The sequence below is a fragment of the Cupriavidus phytorum genome (assembly GCF_003254285.1).
GTDB classification, from domain to species: domain Bacteria; phylum Pseudomonadota; class Gammaproteobacteria; order Burkholderiales; family Burkholderiaceae; genus Cupriavidus; species Cupriavidus phytorum.
The window spans coordinates 477,074-491,012 of the sequence record NZ_QKZN01000004.1 but is presented as its reverse complement, the minus strand read 5'-3'; the positions used below and the strand labels follow the sequence as shown (position 1 = coordinate 491,012).

Annotated in this window: 26 protein-coding genes; 1 reads left to right on the top strand and 25 read right to left on the bottom strand. The window is 60.9% G+C overall.

Annotated features, from left to right (window positions below; translation table 11 throughout):
* Position 1: 1 nt before the first annotated feature.
* The 25 genes from C7416_RS13630 to C7416_RS13550 all read right to left on the bottom strand — a co-directional run bounded on the left by C7416_RS13630 (position 2) and on the right by C7416_RS13550 (position 12,693).
* Positions 2-1,345 (bottom strand): phage terminase large subunit, encoded by a 1,344-nt coding sequence (locus C7416_RS13630; RefSeq protein ID WP_220085018.1) that lies wholly within the window; start codon positions 1,343-1,345, stop codon positions 2-4.
* Complete coding sequence (locus tag C7416_RS13625) at positions 1,342-1,629, bottom strand: hypothetical protein (protein WP_111519417.1); 288 nt, start codon at positions 1,627-1,629, stop codon at positions 1,342-1,344. Before C7416_RS13625 ends, C7416_RS13630 begins: the two co-directional genes overlap by 4 nt.
* A gap of 298 nt (positions 1,630-1,927) precedes the next feature.
* Positions 1,928-2,368, bottom strand: coding sequence for a Gp49 family protein (locus C7416_RS13620; RefSeq protein WP_111519416.1), 441 nt, complete (start codon positions 2,366-2,368; stop codon positions 1,928-1,930).
* Positions 2,369-2,386: 18 nt separating this feature from the next.
* A complete protein-coding gene (locus tag C7416_RS13615) occupies positions 2,387-3,277 on the bottom strand; it encodes a hypothetical protein (protein WP_146604275.1) in 891 nt (296 codons plus the stop codon).
* A gap of 1 nt (position 3,278) precedes the next feature.
* Positions 3,279-3,491, bottom strand: a complete 213-nt coding sequence (locus C7416_RS28940) for a hypothetical protein (RefSeq protein ID WP_146604274.1) — start codon at positions 3,489-3,491, stop codon at positions 3,279-3,281.
* Between the two features lie 126 nt (positions 3,492-3,617).
* Positions 3,618-4,028 carry a hypothetical protein gene (locus C7416_RS13610; RefSeq protein ID WP_111519414.1) on the bottom strand — a complete coding sequence of 137 codons (411 nt, stop codon included), beginning with the start codon at positions 4,026-4,028 and terminating at the stop codon, positions 3,618-3,620.
* A 9-nt stretch (positions 4,029-4,037) separates the two neighbouring features.
* Positions 4,038-4,250, bottom strand: a complete 213-nt coding sequence (locus tag C7416_RS28935) for a hypothetical protein (protein ID WP_146604273.1) — start codon at positions 4,248-4,250, stop codon at positions 4,038-4,040.
* Positions 4,251-4,272: 22 nt separating this feature from the next.
* Positions 4,273-4,569, bottom strand: a complete 297-nt coding sequence (locus C7416_RS13605) for a nuclease domain-containing protein (protein ID WP_111519413.1) — start codon at positions 4,567-4,569, stop codon at positions 4,273-4,275.
* A 639-nt stretch (positions 4,570-5,208) separates the two neighbouring features.
* On the bottom strand, positions 5,209-5,646 hold the full coding sequence (locus C7416_RS13600; protein ID WP_181461235.1) for a recombination protein NinB: 438 nt from the start codon (positions 5,644-5,646) through the stop codon (positions 5,209-5,211).
* On the bottom strand, positions 5,643-5,855 hold the full coding sequence (locus tag C7416_RS29150; protein ID WP_181461234.1) for a hypothetical protein: 213 nt from the start codon (positions 5,853-5,855) through the stop codon (positions 5,643-5,645). Before C7416_RS29150 ends, C7416_RS13600 begins: the two co-directional genes overlap by 4 nt.
* Positions 5,852-6,007 (bottom strand): hypothetical protein, encoded by a 156-nt coding sequence (locus C7416_RS29145; protein ID WP_181461233.1) that lies wholly within the window; start codon positions 6,005-6,007, stop codon positions 5,852-5,854. The genes C7416_RS29150 and C7416_RS29145 overlap by 4 nt, the downstream gene beginning before the upstream one ends.
* Positions 6,004-6,456 carry a hypothetical protein gene (locus C7416_RS13595; RefSeq protein WP_146604272.1) on the bottom strand — a complete coding sequence of 151 codons (453 nt, stop codon included), beginning with the start codon at positions 6,454-6,456 and terminating at the stop codon, positions 6,004-6,006. The genes C7416_RS29145 and C7416_RS13595 overlap by 4 nt, the downstream gene beginning before the upstream one ends.
* 79 nt (positions 6,457-6,535) lie before the next feature.
* Positions 6,536-6,691 (bottom strand): hypothetical protein, encoded by a 156-nt coding sequence (locus C7416_RS29245; protein ID WP_220085017.1) that lies wholly within the window; start codon positions 6,689-6,691, stop codon positions 6,536-6,538.
* A 140-nt stretch (positions 6,692-6,831) separates the two neighbouring features.
* A complete protein-coding gene (locus C7416_RS13585; RefSeq protein WP_111519409.1) occupies positions 6,832-7,641 on the bottom strand; it encodes an SPFH domain-containing protein in 810 nt (269 codons plus the stop codon).
* Positions 7,638-7,814 carry a hypothetical protein gene (locus C7416_RS29140; protein WP_181461242.1) on the bottom strand — a complete coding sequence of 59 codons (177 nt, stop codon included), beginning with the start codon at positions 7,812-7,814 and terminating at the stop codon, positions 7,638-7,640. Before C7416_RS29140 ends, C7416_RS13585 begins: the two co-directional genes overlap by 4 nt.
* Positions 7,811-7,960, bottom strand: coding sequence for a hypothetical protein (locus C7416_RS29135; RefSeq protein WP_181461232.1), 150 nt, complete (start codon positions 7,958-7,960; stop codon positions 7,811-7,813). Before C7416_RS29135 ends, C7416_RS29140 begins: the two co-directional genes overlap by 4 nt.
* Positions 7,961-8,152: 192 nt before the next feature.
* The gene (locus C7416_RS29320; protein WP_258401112.1) at positions 8,153-8,287 is read right to left on the bottom strand and encodes a hypothetical protein; all 135 of its coding nucleotides are present in this window, start codon (positions 8,285-8,287) and stop codon (positions 8,153-8,155) included.
* The gene (locus tag C7416_RS13580) at positions 8,287-8,685 is read right to left on the bottom strand and encodes a MarR family transcriptional regulator (RefSeq protein ID WP_111519408.1); all 399 of its coding nucleotides are present in this window, start codon (positions 8,683-8,685) and stop codon (positions 8,287-8,289) included. The genes C7416_RS29320 and C7416_RS13580 overlap by 1 nt, the downstream gene beginning before the upstream one ends.
* A 154-nt stretch (positions 8,686-8,839) precedes the next feature.
* Entirely contained in the window at positions 8,840-9,067 is a 228-nt protein-coding gene (locus C7416_RS13575; protein ID WP_181461231.1) for a DUF559 domain-containing protein, read from the bottom strand.
* Positions 9,068-9,209: 142 nt separating this feature from the next.
* Entirely contained in the window at positions 9,210-10,577 is a 1,368-nt protein-coding gene (gene dnaB / locus C7416_RS13570; protein WP_111519406.1) for a replicative DNA helicase, read from the bottom strand.
* Entirely contained in the window at positions 10,574-11,446 is an 873-nt protein-coding gene (locus C7416_RS13565; protein WP_111519405.1) for a hypothetical protein, read from the bottom strand. The genes dnaB and C7416_RS13565 overlap by 4 nt, the downstream gene beginning before the upstream one ends.
* Positions 11,446-11,607 (bottom strand): hypothetical protein, encoded by a 162-nt coding sequence (locus C7416_RS29130; protein ID WP_181461230.1) that lies wholly within the window; start codon positions 11,605-11,607, stop codon positions 11,446-11,448. Before C7416_RS29130 ends, C7416_RS13565 begins: the two co-directional genes overlap by 1 nt.
* Positions 11,604-11,894, bottom strand: coding sequence for a hypothetical protein (locus C7416_RS13560; RefSeq protein ID WP_111519404.1), 291 nt, complete (start codon positions 11,892-11,894; stop codon positions 11,604-11,606). Before C7416_RS13560 ends, C7416_RS29130 begins: the two co-directional genes overlap by 4 nt.
* Before the next feature lie 64 nt (positions 11,895-11,958).
* Positions 11,959-12,303, bottom strand: coding sequence for a helix-turn-helix domain-containing protein (locus C7416_RS13555; protein ID WP_111519403.1), 345 nt, complete (start codon positions 12,301-12,303; stop codon positions 11,959-11,961).
* Between the two features lie 120 nt (positions 12,304-12,423).
* Positions 12,424-12,693: a transcriptional regulator gene (locus tag C7416_RS13550; RefSeq protein WP_181461229.1), complete on the bottom strand. Its 270-nt coding sequence runs from the start codon at positions 12,691-12,693 to the stop codon at positions 12,424-12,426.
* An 85-nt stretch (positions 12,694-12,778) separates the two neighbouring features.
* Between C7416_RS13550 and C7416_RS13545 the strand changes: the two genes are divergently transcribed.
* Positions 12,779-13,528, top strand: coding sequence for a LexA family protein (locus C7416_RS13545; protein WP_258401111.1), 750 nt, complete (start codon positions 12,779-12,781; stop codon positions 13,526-13,528).
* Positions 13,529-13,939 lie beyond the last annotated feature (411 nt).

Sequence of the window (13,939 nt, the reverse complement as noted above, 5' to 3'; positions counted from 1 at the left end):
GTTAGCTCATCCAGGCGCCTGCGGTTGCAGCCGGCGTCGATTTCGGTTTCGGTTTCTCTTTGTTGCGTCGGTCGCTGACAATCCCCGGGAACAACTCTGTGAGCGCCCAGATTGCAGCGTCAGCCCGGTTTGGTGACCGCGGCCCGGTGTAGCCAATCGTGGAGAACGCAGCGAATTCGTCTTCCATCTCGCGGAAGTAGCCAACGTGGCGCACCTTCCCTTGCTCATACAGCGCAGAGAACGGCTCAGCCCGCACCGCCTTGCCGCGGGAGGCGGTCACCTGCTTGTACGGCGTGCGCGGCCGGGCGGTCTGAATTACATGCTTGACCATCGCGCCGCCATAGTTGATTTCGCCAACAATCACGTCAGCCTGGTGGCGGTCGTATGCGTCTGCGGCCACCTTGCCCCACGTCGCCGGCCCAGCCTGCACCGTGCAGTCTTCGAGGATGTAGCCGTTGCCGTCAGTGCCTAGCCCAGCCACCACAATGCCGATCGCGTCATTGTCCGCGTCCACCTCGTCGTCAGAGCCGGATGGGTCAACAGCCACCACGATGCGCACCATGTCTGGCACTACACCATCCAGCACGCGCCACTTCTCGATGTTCTCGTCGGGGAACAGCGCATTCGGGTTGGCGTCTGCAAACTCACCATCCAGAAAGCGCTTGCGCAGGCGCGCGCTCATGTTCTTCAGCGTGTCCAGATACCCGTCGGACAGGTTTTCCTTGTTCGCGTCTGGGTTGATCTGGAAATGCGCGTAGTCGTCTGGGCTCCGGACCTGCTCACCCGAGTCCGGGTCGCGCTTCTGCACAAACAGCTTGTACGACCAGTGCGCCTTGTTCGGCGGGTTGCAGTCGTAATACATGCGCGGCTTGAGCTGCACGGACTCACGGCCCCGAATCACCTGAAACGCCTTTTGCGCCAGGCGCGTGACCGCGATACCAACCGAGCCGTACGGAATCTGGCTCGCCTCGTTCAGGTAGATCGTGGCGAACTCCATACCGAGAATCTTCTCGGTTCGCTCCTTGTCATCCAAGCCGCCAAACCAGATCTGCGAGCCATTCGGCAGTTCCGCATACCAGTCCGTCTTGCTCAGGACGTACTCAACGCCCGGGAAGCAGATCTTCATCACCTTCGGGAAGGTGTCCAGCACCACGGAGTTCTTCACGTGGTTAAAGCGAAACCGCAGAATGCAATGCCGGCTGTTCGGCGCCTTCATGGCGCGCATCACCACATTGCGGGTCAACAGGAACGTCTTGCCGCTCCGGCTGCCACCAAACAGCATGATGTGCGTGGCATCGCCAGCCAGAATGACCTGCGCCTCGGCCTGCTTCGGGTTTAGCTTCACAGCTTCTCGTCAAGATCCGAGGCCGCGATGACGACCGGGCCGCCCTCCTTGCCGGTCAGTTCGACGCCCTGCATGGCTTTGCCGTACCCGCGGTCAAGCAGTTCCTTCGCCGCAGCAATCTTCGCCTGGTCGCTCTCAGCAGTCGTCAGGATCGTCGCCAGGATCGTGATAGCGGTCGCGCCATGCTCTTGAGCCAGCGCCTTGATGTCCGCCGTGATCTTGTTCGGCGTTCCCTTTTTGCGGCCCGCACCTTCAGGCCGTGGAGTGCCTTTAGGCCATGCCATGTGAACTTACTCCAACTTATTTTGCATTCAGCACAAAGAAATTGCGCCCCGCCGACCGAAGCCAGCGAGGCGCCAATGGTCCGAAGACCCGGGAGGAGAGACAGCGATGAAACAGGTTGAGGGGCCGGGCATTCTCCGGCTCGCGGTCCATTGGCCTGTCAGGCGGCAGTGTCTTGGGCTCATCCAAGCATCCCTCACGACTGCCTCCTGGGGAGGTCTTCCCGGCCGGCTAGCACGGCTCACAGGGGGCATGCGTGAAGGGGCTCCGTTTCGTGGAGCCCGTCGTCAACCGTCGTTGTTAGGCCACATCGTGCAGTTGCTGCTTGAGCGCGTAGCCCATCAGCGGCCAGATCTTGTTGACCGCATTCTGGCGCGCGATCTTGCGGCCGATCTCTGCGTCGAAGTTCTCCGGGCTGGCGCAGGCGGACTCGCCGGTCACGGTGAAGCCGTTGCCCAGAACCAGCACGCAGAAGGTCAGCAGGCGCAGCGGAGCCATACCGGTCTTGCCGAGATCAGGATCGTCCGACATAGGCGCCACTTCGAGAGGCGCGGTCGGCTCGCTCGCTCGCAGCACCGCAATGTTGTGGCCGTCCACGCCATCGGCCGCCGTGAAATAGTGCTCACTGGCGATGTTCGCCTCGATTTCAGCCGGCGTGACGCGCGGCGCGGTCTTGCCCTTGGCCTGGATCTCCTGCTCGATGGCGTTGTCGTCGGTGCGCGGCGACTGGATGTTGTGCATGCCCTTTTCCCTCTCGTGTTATGCGACCCTCTGGCCGCGAAAGTACGCCTTTCCGTCATCCCGCACAGCGCAGAACTCCGGATACAGCAATTCCCCATCCCGCCACGTCAGCACCGCGAAGCCGGATTGCCAGTTCGCGTTGCGGCCGGTCAGGTAGTGGAATTCGTCCTGCTCGGGGTCGGCCAGCATGCCGGTTTCGATCCCGTACCGCAGCTTTCCGAAGCCGCGGAACTGGACGGCCTGCAAGCGGTGCGTGTGGCCTGTCACCACATGGAAGCCAGAGCCCTTCACCACGTTGTTGTAGGCGGCGTGCATGCCGTTCGCCACCGCATGAATGATGACCGTGTCGGCGTTCACGTCGATGCGGTAGCTGTCCTTCCATGCCGGCAAATGGTCAGCCAGCGCGAAACCGGGGATGCCCTCGTACTCCGGGGCCATCGCAGCTAGCTTGGTATCGAAGCGCACACAATGATTGCCGGTAGTGCGCAGCAGCTTCATGCCCTTGGCGGCCTTCTCGATCTCGCCCATGCGCTCCTGCACCGCCTCCAGCTCATCCTTCACGCTGTGCGTCTTCTGCCAGCCAATGCGGCCATGCCGGCTGATCCTGCCACCATCGAGGATGTCGCCGTTCAGGATTACCGCCTTCAGGTCGCCGGCGTATTCCGCGATCACGTTGCAGAACGCCTTGTGCGCGGTCGTCACCAGCCCCGGCGAGTAGTGCGCGTCAGACCCGATCACCACCGAGCCATTGCGGATCGCCAGATTGTTGACCGTCTTGCGCTCGGACAGCGTCACCTGCACCGACTCACCGCGGCCCAGCCTCTCCCGTAGCGTCGTTTCTGCCAGCCCCATAGCCCGCGCCGCAGCACGTACAGAGCCGTACTGCTGGATCAGGTCGTCTCGGGTCATGTCAGGAGTTGAGGCGAGGCATGAAGAAGCCGCACCAGTCGGACGGCTCAACCATCGGGAACAGGCTCATATGCCCGCCGTCGGACAAATCCGTCACCATCGTGGGCGGGTTGGCGCGGCACTCGTTGTGCGATGCGCCGGGCTTGAAATAGCGGCAGTGCTCGCAGGTCAATGTCGGCGTTTCCGCCTCAGCCTTGCGCTTCCTTGTCGCCATCGCTCGCCCCTAAAAGCAAAAAGCCCCGCGAGTGGCGGAGCATCGAACGCATTAACCTCAGCGTTGCACAAAGTGTAGGATAAAGCCGGTTTTAGTGCGGGACTAAATTGCGCGGGAAAATCCGCACTAGTCCGCCTCCACCGGCTCGCGCTTCTCAACCGCCGTATGCGCAAGGTGAACCGCTTTAATCCTCGCTGCCATCTTGTGGGCGCGGCGACTAAAGCGGTCCATCCTGTCGTAGAACGTGCGGGTGCCGATGTTGAGCGCGGCAGCCATGGCCTTCACAGGGCGGAAGCCGTGGAAGTAGTACAGGCTGAAGCAGATCGCGCCTTCCTGGTCCTCTTCTGCCATACCATGAATTGCCATGTTAAAGAATGCCATATCAGCATCCAGCGGGCCGTCCGGCTCCTTGGGCGCCCGTGCCCGCGGCTGGAGCTGCGCCAGGATGTTCTGCGGCACCGGTGGCGCGAAGTAGCGCTTGGAGAAGCACCAGTAGCCCCATTGGTTGCAGTGCGCCTTAAGTTCTTGGTCAGTCATGCGATCCCCCTATCGCGTTACCCATCCGAACACCTTTTCGCATATCCCCTCGGTGACTTGATCGAGCAGATATGCCACAGCCCCAACCATCAGCACCGGCAGCAAGAACGGCAGCACCACCGCAAACTTCACATACTTCCGCAGGTCTTTCATCCCTCTTCCCTCCTTTCCTGTTTCCCACCACCCATTACGATGCGCAAGAACAGCGCCCAGCACATCCATGGGTTCCACCCGTTGCTTAGCATCAGATAAGCCCCTCCCTCGCCAGAATCCTGATCGACCGGATGTGCCCGGTCAGCCAGTCCAGATCAACCTCTTCCTTCGTCATCCCTGCCGGCCGCGGCCTCTGCCCGTCGTACACCGCATCACAGGCAGTGCAGGCATAGGCGCCGCAGATGTCGTCAGACTTGATCGCGCCACCCTTGCCGCCTGCCTCGCCGCGGTAGTGGCTCCAGATCGTCGTTGCGGGGTCGAATGTGCAGACGCCGGGGATGCGAACTTGGCAGTCCTTGTCGCGGGCGCTTTTGCGGATCTTGCTCATGCTGCACCCGCCTCAGTCGCCGCGAAGCCCATACTCCGAAGCGCCTCTGCATAGTTGCCACCACGGCGCATCGCCCGCGATCTGAGCGCGCCTCTACTTATCCCCAGCTCAGCACACAGGAAATGCACCTCACGGACGACGCCACCGAACACGACCTTGACGGTCCTAGATGTATTGAGCGCCTGTTGCAATCGCGTCGCCCACCTGCAATTGCCCGGCTCATAACCACCCTTGTTGTTCACCCTGTCGAGGCTCATCCCATCCGGTGGATTACCCATATCCTCGAAGAAATTCTCAAACTTGTGCCACCTCTCGCATACACGGATGCCCTTTGCGCCGTAGTCCGCAAAAGACCTAGCATTCCCGCCCCACTCGCAGCGGTCCATCATGTTTGCCCAGATTCGATATGCCCTTGTGCGCCGCTTAGGACCAGCCTGGCCATGTGTGACTGTCCTTGCAGCGCGACGGCGCAGGCCTTCGCAACCGCATGAAATAGTCATCCCGCGAATCAGTGACTGCCCCATTACCGTCTTGACGGTCCCACAGGCACAGCGGACTCTCCACTTCGAATAATCGCTATCGTCTGGCACGAACTCCAGGACCGTCAGCAGGCTAAACACCTTGCCCGTCAGGTCGTTCTTAAACGTTCTCGGCATAGCGAGCCTCCCCGGTCCAATTCACATCACGGTCAGCGCCCCACGCATACAGGTACTCGATGAACTCTGAAGCGTGCTTCTTGCTGAATCTGCGCGTCTGGATTCCGAGCTGCACAAAGCCGGAACCATCAAGGCTGGGTATGATTTGGCCTTGCCCCTTGATCGGATCGCCCTCTGCCGCCTTCACCCGCGCGAATGCATCGACCAGCAGGCGCTTCCACGTCTCAGCATCGCGCTTCTCGCCCATGAAAGTGCAGCATCTGGCGACATCCGCGAACATGGCGTGATACTTGGCCTCTTGGTCGCGGCTCTTGGTCGGCTCGGACACGGTCACGATGTAGCCGTCCGGTGCGTTCGTGATCGCTAGTTGCGCGCCGGCCCGCGCCTGCCGATGCACCAGCCGGTAGATCTGCTTACTCATGCCTTCACCCCGGTAAAGATGCGGATGAAGCGGCGATGCAGTGGCGGCTTGGGTTCCCACAGGGCCAGTCCACCCAACGTCTGGCATCTTCCGCCGAACTTCAGCTCCGTGTCGCAGTAGTAGCCAGTGCGCGCGCAACGCCTGAATTCCCCGCCAAGCAGGCTTCCCTTGCTGTGCCCGCAGGTTTTGCAATTGCGCTCGTCGCTCATTTCCACTCCTTCGTATGGCTCGGCACGCTGGACGCGAGACTGGTCATTGGCGGCTGATCCTTCGCTGCCTTGGCCTGCGCCAGCTTCGTTGCCAGATCCAGCTTCAGCGGCACGTAGGGTGCGCTCGGGCACACGGTTTTCTTGGGCTTCATGCTTGCTCCTTGCGTGCGATGGCGGCGCTCACAGACTCGTAGGCCGCGTTGTATTCCGGGAACCGATTGGACGCATGGGCCAGCGCCATCACTGCGTCTATGCAAGCCGCCCGCAGTGCATCTCTCTCTGCTTCCAGCGCCTCAACCTGAGCCGTCAGCATGGCGTTTGCGGCGCGCTGCGAGTTCAGTTCCTCGAAAGACGTGCTTGCGGCAATTCGGCCAGCCTCATCCAGTGCCTGCTTGCCAAGCCGGTACATTTCGGCACCAGCCTTCTTCGCGGCATCCATGCCCATCTGGGCCGATGCTGCCTGCTTGCGCAGCATCTCCTGAAATTCGGCGTCCAGTCGCTGCTCCGTCTGGCATACCGGGCAGAGTCCCGGGCCACCGCAACGTGCCTTCAACCCGTCCGGCCTCGGCACCACGTGCCCATGTCCTTTGTTATTGCTCATGCGATCCTCGCAATCCGCACCTTGAAGCGCGGGCAGTTGGACAGGGTGTGGTCAGTGCCGCCACATTTCGTGCATCCCATCATTCATCTCCCATAACAGCGCGCAGAGCTTCCTCCACGCTTTCCACTACATCCGCATGACCGCGCCATTCCGCGTGCCACTTGCGCTCGTCGTCGGTCAGTTGCCGGGCGCTGGGCGGCTTGGCCCCATCCTTGATTTCGAGCAGCAGGGTCATGCCGCGCCATCCAACGGCCAGATCTGGGAACCCGCCTCCTACCCCTGCCGTGGACGTGACCGTCGCGCCAATCTTGCGCAGCGCCTTGACGATCTCGGAATGGTTCGCGTCAACCCTTGCTGCTCGCCTCATACCCGCCCTTATTTCACGTTGATGAAAGGAACCGGAGTGCCGGCGCCGATGTACTGGGGCAGCTTGCCGTCCCACTTCTCGACGGCCATCTGCTGCAGCATCTGCTGGTTCTCGCGGAGCGCCTTGGCCTTGATCTCCAGCGCCTGGGCCTCGCCTTGCGCCTTGGCTACCTCCTTCTTTGCGTCAGCCTCTGCAGCGCGCAGTTCGTTCTCCTTCTGCTGTGCAACCTGCGTCGCGGCGATCTTGGCGTTGATCGACTGCAGCACTTGCGGCGGAAGGCGCATCTCGTTGACGAAGTAGATGTTCTCCACCGTCACGCCCACCGACGCTGCTTGGCGCTTCACCTCAGATTCGACTTTTTCCTGCAGCGCGGCCTTGCCCTTGCCGTAGACATCCTCAACCGCCATGCCAGCGCCGGCGAGGTTCAAGGCATCGCGCACCATGGCACGCAGGTAGGTACCGGTAATCTCGTCCACGCCCTTGCGGTACTTCTGGAAGACGCCCGCAACCTTGTCGGTCGGGATGAAGTAGCTGATGCCGATGTCAGTGTTGACAGACATCCCTTCCACGGTCTGGAAGGTGAACGACTCGTCGCCATCCTTCTTGTCCCAGACGTAGTTCTGCGTGAACGACGGGAACAGGAACATGTCGGTGTTCGGGCCATTGAAGTAGCGGCCCGGACCTTTCACCTCGATGTTGACGCCGCGGTCACCGCCGTACTTATCGACCTGTACGCCGACAAAGCCGGCCGGCACGTTATCGCAGCCGGTCAGCATGAGCACGAACGGCAGCACCAGAAGTGCGAAGAGTTTTTTCATTGCTTGCTTCCTTTGAAGTAGATGAACTTGATGACGCCGGCAAACGCCAGCCACAGGAACGGCACCGCAGCCATCGTCAGCGAGCTACGCTGGTTGATGAGCCACGGCGTTACAACAGACAACAGGAAAACGAAGGTCATGGCGAGTACCAGACCGATAAATGCGTGTTTCATACGATGCTCTCCTGAACCCACTTGATGCCCGCGATCACCTTCTTCAGCGCCCACGACAGCAGGGCCAGCGGAATGAGCACCAGCGTCGTCAGGCCGTAGAACATGAAGAAGCCGAGCGCGGTGAGTAGCGCGATTACGTTGACCATGATTACTCTCCGGTTGGCGCCATTCGTCGCCGCTCATCGGCACCAGCGGCATGCCGGTCAGCAGCCCCGACGCGTACCGGAACATCCTGCCGTCCCACTGCGCCATGAACTCGATGGTCTGGCTCTTGTCGCGGTAGCGCACAAGTCCGACTGTCTGCGGCGGGGTGGTGTAGGGGTGCCAGGTTTGCATCGTCAGATCCCCGGCGTGTACGGCAGCACATCGCTGCGCATCGTCTGAGCCATCCAGTGGCCCATGTAGTCGGGCTCAGGCACAGCGCAGAACAGCAGCGACAGCCAGCCGGCTATGATTTGGTTTATGGGGTACATCAGGCGGCCTCCAGTTCATCGCGAATCCAAATCTCATGCTTGTGCGAGAGGGGCAGCGGAATGTCTGCGACTTGCACGCCCCATACGTCCATCAGCGCCGTGAACTGGTGAGCAGGAACCTCCTTGCGCACGATCGGCTTGACCTGCTTCGGCACGTAAGCAGCAATCCCAGCCGGGTCAACGCACGTCCACGCAACCTGGCTGCCCCCCCTGCCCTCCGGCCGGATTCGCACGCCCTTGATCCAGCCGCGCTTGCTCAGCCGCTTGAGTGCATCGGTCACGCCCTGACGCGAAACACCCAGCGCCGCCGCAAAGTGGCTGGCGATTACCGTCTCGCCGCGCAGGAATGCGGCCTTCAGTGGCTCGCCTACCTTGTTCTCGTTGTGGATCTCGCTCATCTCGCTCTCCCCTTTGCTTCGTCCGCCGTGTCATACGGCCCGCTGTGCACCTTGTCGCCGTGCCAGAGTAGGTATCTGGCCTTGCCCATCACGTACGCCTTGCTTATCCGCCATGGACCGGATCTGATGGCGTATTCACTGATCCGCTCCCACTTCAATGCCGCCCCTCGAAGTAGCAATGGAGCGCGCGAATGATCGGTATCGTCGTGTCCTCTTCGTTGGCGTCCTCGCCGGTCTTCAGGCACTTCCAACCAGGGATGCGGATCACGCGCCAGCCCATCTCAAGCAATTCCGCGTCGCGCTTCGCATCCTTCCCGGCGTCGTGGTATTGCGCGCCGTCGCACTCGATGGCGATCTTGATTACCGGGTTGCCGAAGTCCACGAAGAATCGGCTATGGCATAAGGGTCGCCATGCATCCAACTTTCCTCGCCAGCCGCGACCATGCGCGCGTGGTAGGCATAGGCGTCACGGATTTTGTTGAACCGCTCGCTAAGGCGCTCAGCCCCGGTGATGTATGCGGGCTTCATAGGTCATCCCTGAAGGTCTTGCGGGGAAGCGCCTTGGGCTCTGGCGGCGTGTAGCCTCGAGCCAGGTCGCCGAACAGGGTGAATTCGCCCTGATACGACAGCGGCACCATGCCGGTCTCGCCTTGGCGCTGCTTCTCGATCAGCACCTCGCAGATGCCCTTGGCCTGCGAGTCCGGGTTGTAGACCTCATCCCGGTAGAGAAACATGATGATGTCGGCGTCCTGCTCGATTTCCCCCGAGTCGCGCAGATCGCCCATCGTCGGCCGCTTGTTCGGGCGGCTCTCGAGCCCGCGGTTAAGCTGGGCCAGCGCGATGATCGGAATGTCGAGCTCTTTGGCGAGCGCCTTCAGCCCGCGCGAGTAGCTGCCGACTTCCTGATTGCGGTTTTCGCTGGGACCGCCAGTCATCAGGCCCAGGTAATCGACCACCAGCAGGTTGAGTCCATGGCGACGCTTCACGATGCGGGCCTTGCTGCGCACCTCGAGCAGCGTCAGGGCCGGCTGGTCGTCCATGAACAGGTTGAGCTCGGCAATCTTGGCGGTCGCCGCCGTCAGGTTGTTCCAGTGTTCGTCGGCCATGCTGTCCGGCTGGCGCAGGCGGCCGAGCGGGATCCTCCCGAGCATGGCGACGTTGCGCTGGTGCAGTTGCGCCTTCGGCATTTCCATCGACAGCACCAGAGAGGCGTAGTCTCGAGCGACGTTGTTCGAGACATTCAGTGCGAAAGCGGTCTTCCCCATGGCGGGCCGGCCAGCAACAATCACGAGCTCGCCGCCCCGCAACCCACCGCCCAGCTTTTCGTCGAGGTCGCGGAAGCCGGTGGGGATCGCCCTCACAGTGCCTTCAGCCTCGGCCTGCAACTGGTCGAAGTAGTTGCCAAGGTCATCGGCGGCGCGCACCGGCTCCGACTTCACGCGCTCTTGCGCCATGAGCTCGAGGCGAGACTGGACGCGATCGACTAGCACTCGAGCCTCGTCGGCGCCCATCACCATCGTCGGCACATCAGACGACAGCGTCAGCAGTTGGCGCTTGATTGCGCGGTCACGAATGATCGACGCATAGCGGCTGATATTTGCCGAGCTCGGGGTGCGGACAGCAAGGTCAGTCAGGTAGCCCAACCCGCCGATGTGTTCGGCCTGCCCCTTTGCTGCGAGACGCTCATAAACCGTGATCGAGTCCGCGCCCGCACCAGAGGCCACCAGTTCGATTATTTGATCGAACACTACCCCATGGTCAGCCCGGTAGAAATGAGCGCGCTGTAGGCCGTCTAGGCGGTCCACAGCGTCATTGTCGAGAAGCAAGCCACCTAGCACCGCCTGCTCGGCCTCAATGCTATGAGGCACAGTGAATTCGTCGCGCGCAGTCACGCCCCCTCCTTGTGATAACGACCCTCACGGATCTTTGCGAAGTTCTCGGCCTTCACGATCCAGTCCAGGCTGGCAGTGAACGGCGGCTTCCCGTTGTTGCCCTGCACGCGGCCAGTCAGAAACCGGCTTTCAGCGATGTAGGCGAACAACTTGCGCCAGTACTCGACGCTCTGGCGGCTCTTGTCTTCAGCCCAGCGCGTGCGCAGAGCCTTCTGCCTTGCCGGCGTCCATTCGCGGATAGACGGGCAAGCAGGTAGCAGTTCGTGATAGGCCGCGATGATTTCTTGATGCGGGCACGGCGAAGCCGACGACTGGGCGAACGGGTCGGCAGCATCGCTGTCGACGAGTAACTCTTTAGAGTTACTAGATTCCTGCTCCTGTTCTTGCTCTTGTTCCTGCTCTTGGCTTCCAAGGGCCATCGAAGGGGCTTGCAAGGGGCTTCCGGAATCGCGCTTTTTCGTGAGGTTGAAATCGACCGAATATTTGTCGAAAAACGGCCCCAGGAAAGGGTTTTCAGGCAGCGCGTTGTACTCGTTTTGCACCCCTGCACAGCGCTTGTCTGCCGGGCTCAGCCGCTCTGCGATCTGGTAGTGCGCCATCTCGTACACCCAGACCACCTCCGAAGCCTCGTCGTAACCGCAAAACTGTGCTTCGATGGCCCTTCGAAGCCCCTTCGAAGCCCCTTCCATGCCCAATCCTGTTTCGTGAGCGATGAACATTTCCGGCACGTAGTACAGGCCCAGCATGTTTGCGTGCGGGCTGGTCATCAGATACAGCGAGACCAGCTGCGCCTCGGGGCCACGCTTGCGAAGCTCTTTGCCAGTCTTGCCCATCCAGAACTGCGGGCTGACCTTGCCGTAGTCGCGCATTACTGCTTGCCCCCCGCTTGCTCGAGATATGCCGCAATCTCGCGCCTGAGCTCGGCGCACAGTTGCATCCGCACTTCGCGCGCTTCCGCGACAGTCATGCGATGCAGCAATTCGTTGATCCAGGCGCGCTGCGCTACTTGGGATGGGATGGGGGCGTTCATGCCGGCACCCCCAGCAATTCCTGGCGCTTCCCGGTTGCGATGTCACGGACGCTGCCGACCACAGCAAGCCGCTTGGCATCCAAAAGTTCACGCGCACGGCCGCACACGCTGGACAGCTTCAGATTGGTGCGGCGCGAGATTTCCTCGCGGGTCAGCTTCGCGCCGGTGTCAAAGCAGTCCATCACCATCTGCTGCTTGGCAGACAGTTGCTTGACCGTCAGAGAGTGATAGCTGTCGAATTGGGTGCCGGACACGCGCCGGCCCGTCGTGCTGAATACCTGTTCCATCTGAATACCCCCGGATTTCCGGTTAAGACTTCGAACAACTCCGCGGCGCATACGCGCTCTACGGTCAAGCGGCCTTGCGAGCGATGACTTCTTCCATCACCGTCAACTTCGCTTGCTGCATCAGCCACTGCTGCACACCCCAGTTGCCCACCACCGACGCCCACGCATTCAGCTTCCCGGCCGGCAGATCGCGGCGGCTCGGCTTGTCGTCGGCCGCCAGGTAGTCGGAAACGTGCGACGGGTAACACTCCGCCAGCTCGGCCAAAGTCCGCTGCGTCATGCCCTTGATCCGGCGATGCGCCCACGATGCGCGCACTGCTTCGCGGTACGTAGAGCAAGCAGCGACAACGTCTGCCGGCAGGAACGCAGGCCCGTTGACCACACCTCCAAACAGCTTCAGTTCTTCCATCTCTCGCTCCCCTTCCCTTGGCTCTTAGGCACAATCAATCACGTACATGGTTGAATAACCGGTTGGACGTGACCTCAAATAAAGGCGTCACTACGGACGCCTCATAAAGCAATGACCCGCTTACTTCTTCTTGATCGATCGATTCTTTGCGCCGGGCATTTCCGGCCAGATCAGCCACCAGTCATTCGGCCGCAGGTCTTGACGGCGGATGCGACCGTCGGTCGCCTTCTCCAAGCCGACGCAGTTTTTTTCGCTGGGGGAGCGGAAACCTGTCCGCCATTGGCGGATCTGAGCGTTACTCTTAACTTCGTACCCGAGCGCACTCATGCGGAGTCGAAGCTCCGTTACGCTCAGTGCGCCAGGTGAAGAGAGGTATTGGTCGATGTCCATGAAACGCATTCTAGGAGCATCTGCTACTACTGTCAACCGGAATCTAGCAGCACAAGCTACGAGTAGCACGCGCTACGCTTCTGATATGGACAAACTAGAACTACAGAAATGGCGCTTAGAGCGCCTTGAGGCTGCCCTAACGAAGCTCACAGAGGGCAACGTTTCCGCCTTTGGACGGTTACTTGGTTACAAGGACGGCGCATTTGTGCGCCAACTCCGTGCACAGACAAGGAGCATCAGCGAGGACACCGTAAGGGCGATTGAGGCGCTTCCTGGGATGGAGGGTTGGTTCGATGCACCTAGCAGCGGGGAAGTCAAGAATCAGATTCATCAGGGACAACCCCTAATCAAGAATGCCGGAGCCCATTCAGCCGGTGCTTACAATGTCCCTCACGCGGGGGAAAACTTCGACCTTGGCCCAGACATAAAACCAAGGCGATACCCCGAGATTTCTTGGATACAAGCGGGGATGTGGTCTGATCTGTGCGAGAACTTCCAGCCGGATGAACATACGATCTGGCATACCTGCCACATTGATCTTGGGCCTTGCGGCTTCGTGGTCACTGTGCGCGGCCCATCAATGACGGCGCCTGCGGGGGCGCAGTATTCTTTTCCGGAGGGGATGAAGCTGTTTGTTAGCCCAGACACTGAGGCGCTACCAGGCAAGTTCGTGATCGTCGCCCGCGAAAACATGGCGACATTCAAGAAGCTGACTCAGGTTGATGGCGAGCTGTACCTGGAGGCGCTCAATCCTGACTGGCCGGAGCGTTACCAGCGCCTGCAGAAAGGGGATCGGTACATCGGGGTGGTGCGCCACGCCGGGTTCGACCTCTAAAGAACAATATAGGAGAGGGGTTCATATGCGGTTGCTTATCGGCGCTGCCGCTGCGCTTGTACTGGCAGGGTGCGCTACTTCATCCAAGACATACGGGCCGAATGGCGAGGTCGCTCACTCCATCGGCTGCTCCGGTACCGCGCTCAGTTGGGGCATGTGCTATGAGAAGGCGGGCGAAATTTGCGGCGAGAAGGGCTACAACGTTATTTCCACGTCTGGGGACACCGGATCTATCGCGGCCGGCAGCGCCACCAGGCAGAACGCCAGCTTCGTCGGCGGCTCCACGATTAGCCGGTCGATGGTAATTGCATGCAAGCCCTAGCGTAACTCCCTTACGCAAAGCTAAAGCCCACCCTCTCGGTGGGTTTTTTGTTGCCCTTCTGCTACGTGGTAGCAGCACCCCTCTAAAAA